This window comes from Celeribacter sp. (genome assembly GCF_048259695.1).
GTDB lineage: Bacteria > Pseudomonadota > Alphaproteobacteria > Rhodobacterales > Rhodobacteraceae > Celeribacter.
On record NZ_JBLXHL010000047.1, the window covers coordinates 1 to 6,173 of the forward strand.

5 protein-coding genes are annotated in these 6,173 nt (G+C 65.8%); 2 read left to right on the forward strand and 3 right to left on the reverse strand.

Going from position 1 to position 6,173, the window contains the following annotated elements; all coding sequences use genetic code 11:
• On the forward strand, positions 1 to 407 hold a 407-nt coding region (locus tag ACN0Q0_RS17355; RefSeq protein WP_417244458.1), incomplete at its 5' end, for a VOC family protein.
• A gap of 400 nt (positions 408 to 807) precedes the next feature.
• Here ACN0Q0_RS17355 and ACN0Q0_RS17360 read toward each other — a convergent pair.
• The 3 genes from ACN0Q0_RS17360 to ACN0Q0_RS17370 are packed head-to-tail and all read right to left on the reverse strand — an operon-like array spanning position 808 to position 5,142.
• Positions 808 to 1,830: a siderophore-interacting protein gene (locus tag ACN0Q0_RS17360; RefSeq protein WP_343504866.1), complete on the reverse strand. Its 1,023-nt coding sequence runs from the start codon at positions 1,828 to 1,830 to the stop codon at positions 808 to 810.
• Positions 1,823 to 2,980 (reverse strand): MFS transporter, encoded by a 1,158-nt coding sequence (locus ACN0Q0_RS17365; protein WP_417244459.1) that lies wholly within the window; start codon positions 2,978 to 2,980, stop codon positions 1,823 to 1,825. The genes ACN0Q0_RS17360 and ACN0Q0_RS17365 overlap by 8 nt, the downstream gene beginning before the upstream one ends.
• Before the next feature lie 53 nt (positions 2,981 to 3,033).
• Entirely contained in the window at positions 3,034 to 5,142 is a 2,109-nt protein-coding gene (locus ACN0Q0_RS17370) for a TonB-dependent siderophore receptor (protein ID WP_343504868.1), read from the reverse strand.
• A 544-nt stretch (positions 5,143 to 5,686) separates the two neighbouring features.
• Between ACN0Q0_RS17370 and ACN0Q0_RS17375 the strand changes: the two genes are divergently transcribed.
• On the forward strand, positions 5,687 to 6,173 hold a 487-nt coding region (locus tag ACN0Q0_RS17375), incomplete at its 3' end, for a hypothetical protein (RefSeq protein ID WP_417244460.1).

The window sequence follows — 6,173 nt, forward strand, 5'->3', positions numbered from 1 at the left end:
TCACCCTGACCGACCGCTCGAAGATGATGGGCTTCCTGCGCACCAACTCGGACCACCACGCGGTGGTGCTGGCCATCGCCGAGGTGGACACGCTGAACCACGTCGCCTTCAACCACCCGGACTGGGAAGCGGTGATGAAGGCCTCGGGCCGGATGTGCGACGCGGGCTTCGGCATCGGCTGGGGGCCGGGGCGGCACGGCCCGGGGGACAACGTGTTCCTCTATTTCGTCGATCCCTTCGGCATGGTGATCGAGCACACCGCCGAGGTGCTGCAGGTGGACGAGAGCTACCGGGTCGGCGGGCCGGAGGACTGGAGCTGGGCTCCCGGGCGCAGCGACCAGTGGGGCATCGCCCCGCCGAAGACCGAGGTGTGCAAGAAGGCGCAGCTTGCCATCCCTTTCCTTTGAGCAAGGCCACACGACGCTGACGTTGCAGGAGGGCCGGCAGTCCTCGCCCAGAGAGACGACTGACGAAATGGCGCCTATACGAATCCAGAGTAGGGTAGGGTGGCAGCCTGAGCATCATCCTCGGCTCCACAAATCGGCCCTCGGGCATGCTCCTCGCAGTAGCTATCGACCTTCTCGCCATTCTGGTGATGCAGTATACGGAGGAAGCCGACCTAGCTGGACGGCGCACTGCAACTGACCCTTCGGGCGCGGCTCCGCGCGGCGCCCGTCCCATATAAAGGCGGTGGCAGTCACCAGGTTCGTCGCCCCTAAGCGCGAAGGAGAGGCACGAAACGAATTTGACGGGTACTCTCTGCCGAGATGAGAAGCCTCTCCCTAGGCGGCGCGAGGCCGCGGGCTTTTATGTCTTCTGCCAGAAGGCCGAGATATAGGCGTCTTTCGGACGCCGGCCCGACGCGCGCCAGGCGGAGCGAACTGATGTGGCCAGCTCCCGCTCTCCCGCGAACCAGAGGAAGATATCCTGATCCTCGGTAATCGCGTCCTTCGCGTCCTGTCCCATATCCTCACGACGTGCCGGCGCGGCGTAATCGATCTGCAGCCGCGGATGATTGGGCAGAGGATAGGCCGCGCCGGCGGCGTCGGTGTAGAGCGTGATGTGTCCGGTTGCCTCTGGGTTGGCCTCGAGAATGCGGGCGATCGCTGGGAAGGCGGTTTCATCCGCGAAGCCCCGCAGTTCGCCCGACACCACGCATCCGCCTCCGCCCGGTGCCATGACGAGCACCTCCTGCCCGGGCTGTGCCGTCCTTGCCCATTGCGTCGCGCGCCCCGCCGCGTGCTCGAAGAGATCAAAGCAGAGCTTCCCGCTGGCCGCATCGACTGAACGCGCGGTGTAGACCGGAAGGTGCAGCCTGTCCTCGCCCTTGGGCCACTCGGTCGCGCCGTTCTGCGCGACCCTCGGCCAGCGCGCCACGCGCCCCTCTGGCGGGATGCCGAGACGGAAATGGATTGCCGTGTCGGTGAAGCGCGCCACGTCGCCCTGCAGTGTCACCCGAAGGAAGCCACCCGCGAGCGGCGCGACGCTGAGCACCGTCATGATCACGGCGTTCGCGGGCAGACGCCCCTCCGTCGGCGCATCGCGCCAGCGGATTGCGTCCGCGACCTTCGGGTCCACCGCGGCGATCTGCGCCACGACCGTGTCCTTCAGCACCTGCAGATACTCCGCATCCGGTGCCCGGTTCTCGACCTCGAGCCCCTCGGCCCCCGGCAGAACATTGATCCGGCCATAGTATGTGTCGAGCGAAAGGCCCTCTGCGTCGTCCTGCGACACGGGCAGGTCGTGCTCGCGGGCCAGCGCGAGAGCGGCCTGGCGGAGCGGCGCGAAGGCGAGGCCGAGAGGGGCGGTACGGGCGGTGACCTCAGGCATGCGACCTCGCTTTCTGTCCGGCGACGCGCCAGATCATCGGCAGCGCGGCGAGCGAGAGCGCGCAGGCGAGGCCGAAGAAGACGCCATAACCGAGATGCTCCGCAAGAAAGCCTGCGGCGGTCCCGGCGACCATCGAGATCGCGGCATCCATGCATTGAAATAGGGTGAAATCGACGCCACCCTGACGCGGATCGGACCAGCGCATGAACTGCCCGTAAAGCGCGACGAAGCCGAACGCCATCACGGCGGCGCTTACCACCATCGCGGGCGGTGCCACCGTGGTCGCCGGCAGGATCACGTCGCCGGCCGAAAGCGCCACGACCGCGAGGATCGCCGATTGCAGCGCCACGGCGCCGACCAGAACGCTCCGCGCCCCGAAGCGGCGCACGAAGGCCCCGCCAAGCATCGCCCCGAGAAAGCCCAGCGTCAGGCTGCCGACTCCGCTCAAGATGCCGAGCTGCGCCAGATCGTAGCCGGCATCGATGAAGAATGGGCCGAACATGCCCATCGCGGTCTTCTGCGCCACCACGTAGAGCGCAGCGATCAACAGGCCCTTGCGGACCTCGGGGCGTTCGAGCGCTGCTCTGAGGCTCGGAGTATGCGTGCGGGGCTGGGGCCTCGGGCTGCGGGCAATGCGCGCGAAGGGCAGACAGAGCACCGCAATGACCAGCGCCATGGCCCAGGTGGCGCTGAGCCATCCGGCGCGATTCACGAGGATAAGAAAGACGCCGCCGCCGATGGCCGAGCCGAGATAGGCGCCGCCGACCTGTGCGGCATTGCCCCAGCCATAGCGCGTGTCCTGCAACGCCGCGACGGCATAGCCGTCGCAGACGATGTCAACAGTGGCGGTAGCGAAGGCTGCCAGCATCAGGATACCGAGAACCGGCAGCACCGGGAACGGGCCGATGAACCCGACCGCCAGCAGCGCGACGGTCACCACCGCGGCGCCGCACAGCACGATCATCGCGGACCGGTCGCGCCCGCCATCGGGCAGGCGGAACCGTTCCACCGGAGGCGCCCAGAGGAACTTCAGCGCCCAAGGCAGCACCAGCAGCGAGATCAGCCCGATCTGGTCGAGCGGCAGCTCCTGCGCCCGCAGGACACCGGGCAGCCCGGTCCAGGTTACGCCGCCGATGACGCTTTGCGCCACGTAGACGCCACCGATGGCACCGATGACGCCCCAATGTCCCCCTTGTCCGGACATCAGAACCGGTAGGCGATGCTGGCGGTCGCGGTGCGGCCCTCGATGCGGTAGCAATTGCCCGCGCTGCAGGTCTGGTCGGTGTTGTCGAAGACGTTCTTGACGTTCACCTGCAGGCCGAGCCCGTCAAATCCAAGCTGGCCGAAATCGTAGGACAGTGACAGGTCGGCGAAGAACAGGTCGTCGTTGCGGAAGCTGTTGGCATCATCGCCCCAGCTTTCGCCGACATAGCGCAGACCGCCGCCGAAGCCCCAGCCCTCGAGCGCGCCGGCGCTCGGCTCGTAGAAGGCCCAGAGCGAGGCGGTGTGTTCGGGAGTTGCAGAGAGTTGGTTGCCCTCGGTACCCGAGGCACCGCGTTCGATTTCCATATCGAGATAGGTGTAGGCAGCGGTCATCCGCAGATCGTTTTCGAAGTTGAACTGCCCCTCGAGCTCGAGGCCGCGCGAGCGCAGGTCATACGGCACCTGTACCTGGTTGAGCCCGCCGAACTCCGTCGGGTCGACGGTCTGGAACACCACGCCGTCTTCCTGCTGGATTTCGAAGAGCGAGGCGGTGATCAGGCTTTCGGTGTTGGGCAGCTGGTACTTGAAGCCGATCTCCTTCTGCACACCGCGGGTGGGATCGCCCGGGCGTCCGCTGTTCGGCGCATCGGCCCCGTCGAAGACCACCCCGGTCGTCGGCACGAAGCTGCTCGACAGGTTGGCGAAGAGTGACAGGTCGTCATTGACGGCATAGCTGACCCCGATTCGGCCTGAGAAGCCCTCGTCGGACTTGTCGGTGCCGGTCTTCACAGCATCGTACGTGGTGGTCTCGACCCAGTCGTAGCGCCCGCTGAGGAAGACCGTCCAGTCGCCGCTCTTGATCTGGTCGTGCAGGTAGAGCCCGAGCTGTTCGCTCTCCTGCCCGACGGAATAGGGCTGGTCGATCGCGTCGGTCGCGTCCGCCGAGACATAGCCCACGCCGCCGTAATAGGCGTCATAGGAGGCATCGCTGTAGTCGAGCCCGGTCACCAGCGTGTGGTTCAAAGCGCCCGTCGTGAAGAACGCCTCGACGCTGGTGTCGACGGCGAAGGTCTCGGAGTCCTCGAGATAGTGTCCCCAGTAGCGGCCAAGGTCGGGGGTCGCAGCGTAAAGCCCGCTGAACTCGAGATCGGCATCGACCTCGGAGTAGCGCAGGTTCTGGCGCAGGGTCACGCTGTCGGTCAGCTCGTGTTCGATCTCGTACCCGAGGCGCCATTGCTCGTTGTCGAAATCGTTGTAATCGGGATCGCCGGCGTAGATGTCGGACGCCTCGCCATAGGATGAGTTATAGTAGGCAGCCGTGCCGCCGCGCGTGGATTTGGCGTATTCCCCGAGCAGAGTCACGCTGGTGCGCTCGGTGAGCTGGTAGGTCAGGGCGGGCGCGATCATCGAGAGGTCGTCGCGGTAGCCGTCGAGCGGCGTTTCGGCGTCGCGCAGAACCCCGGTCAGCCGGTAGCTGAGGCGGCCATTCCTGACCGGCCCGGTAAAGTCGAACTTGAGCTCTTGATGTTCTTCGGTGCCGAAGGTCAGCTGCACCTCGCGGAACGGGTCCTGCTTCGGCCGCTTCGACACGATGCTGACGATGCCACCCGAGCCGCTGACCCCATACATCGACGACGACGGCCCCTTGAGCACCGAGACCGCCTCAAAGCTGTAGGGGTAGTTCTGGTACCATGCCGACGGGCCGTTCACCTGCCGCAGCCCGTCGCGGAACAGGCCGGTGTAGTACGACGAGAAGCCGCGCAGGTAGATCGCGTCGTAGCGGCTGTCGAAGCCGAAATTGGTGGTGCTGGCGCCGGAGGTATAGCCGAGCGCATCGAGCAGCGTGCGCGGTTCCTGATCCTCGATCTGGTCCTGCGTCACCGTGCTGATGCTCTGCGGGATGTCGCGGATCGCCGTATCGGTGCGCGTTGCCTGCCGGCCGCTTTCAGCGACATAGCCGTTCTGAACCAGCGTGTCGTCGCTTTCCGCCTCGAGCACGAGGGTCCCGAGCTCAAACCCGGCACCATCCTGCGCCATGGCACTCGTGGCGAGCATTGTGGCCGACGCCGCTGCAAGACCGGCGAGCAGGGCAATTCGAGAAACAAGCATGGGAGCCTCCATCTTGGTGGCCTTGGCTGTTTCATGGCTGAGGCATCCTTTCTTGCATCTTGACAGTTTTTGTCGGATAGCTTCAATCCACCTGCCCAGATGACGACCTATTGAGGCAAGGCGTTTGTATCTTTGTGGCAACAGGTCGTTCGCAGGGGGGGCTTTGGCCCGCCGTTCCGTTTTCCAAGCGGCGCGATCGGTAGCGGGGCGCCGAACTGCCGGCATGCACGGCAAGATGACCAATCGCGCTGATGTCTTTAAGGCGCGTCTTGGCGTCCGACGTAGCGCCGTGACCGAACCGCCAGAGGCTCTCGATTTAATAGCGCGCCATCAGATCCATGACTTGGGGCAGGTGACGCGTAGGGGGCGGGGGAGGGGCTTGCTATTCCCGAGTCTTTTTGTCATGAAGGCGTGGAGCGCCAGCCGGTTCCCGCCTTGCAAGCCCGACCTCATGTGCATCGACTTGCGGGAGACCGGATCGGCCGGCCTCCCGCCTTTTCGAGCCGCGTGGGGGCCGTCCGATCCCGCATGTGAAAGGGTTGCCATGATATTCCCCGAACGCCCGAGCCGACGCTGCGAACCAATCCGTCCGCAGCACGATCTGCGCGGGGCCGCGACGCTCGATCCGGTTCTGCATTGCGTGCTGACCATCGCGCGGCTTCAGTTCCAGAGCTTTGACACGCCCGAAAGCGAAAGCTGGACCTGCGCGCTGCCCCATGCCGACCGACTGTTCGGGCGCGAGGTTGCGCCGGGGCTCGTCTGCGGGGTCCAGCGCGCCGTGCAGGAAATGCGGCTCGCCCGGAAGAGCGTCTTTGAGTTCTCGAACCCGGGGTGCCGCCGGTGCGCGGCGCGGATCAGCGGCCATGAGCGCCTGCTTCTGAACATCGTGCGCGCCATGATGTGCGGGCGACCGCAGGATGCCGAGGCCCATGCCATGTTGCTGTGCGAAGGCAATGACACCAGCCCCTTCCTTGCAGAGGTCTCGTCGCTGGCAATGGGCCTGCGGTCGCTGCGCCCGGCGGTCATCGACC

What these genes read in the sequence shown, in the direction of transcription:
- ACN0Q0_RS17360 (WP_343504866.1), bottom strand. Translation starts at nt 1,830, where the DNA reads ATGCCTGAGGTCACCGCCCGTACCGCCCCTCTCGGCCTCGCCTTCGCG.
- ACN0Q0_RS17370 (WP_343504868.1), bottom strand. Translation starts at nt 5,142, where the DNA reads ATGCTTGTTTCTCGAATTGCCCTGCTCGCCGGTCTTGCAGCGGCGTCG.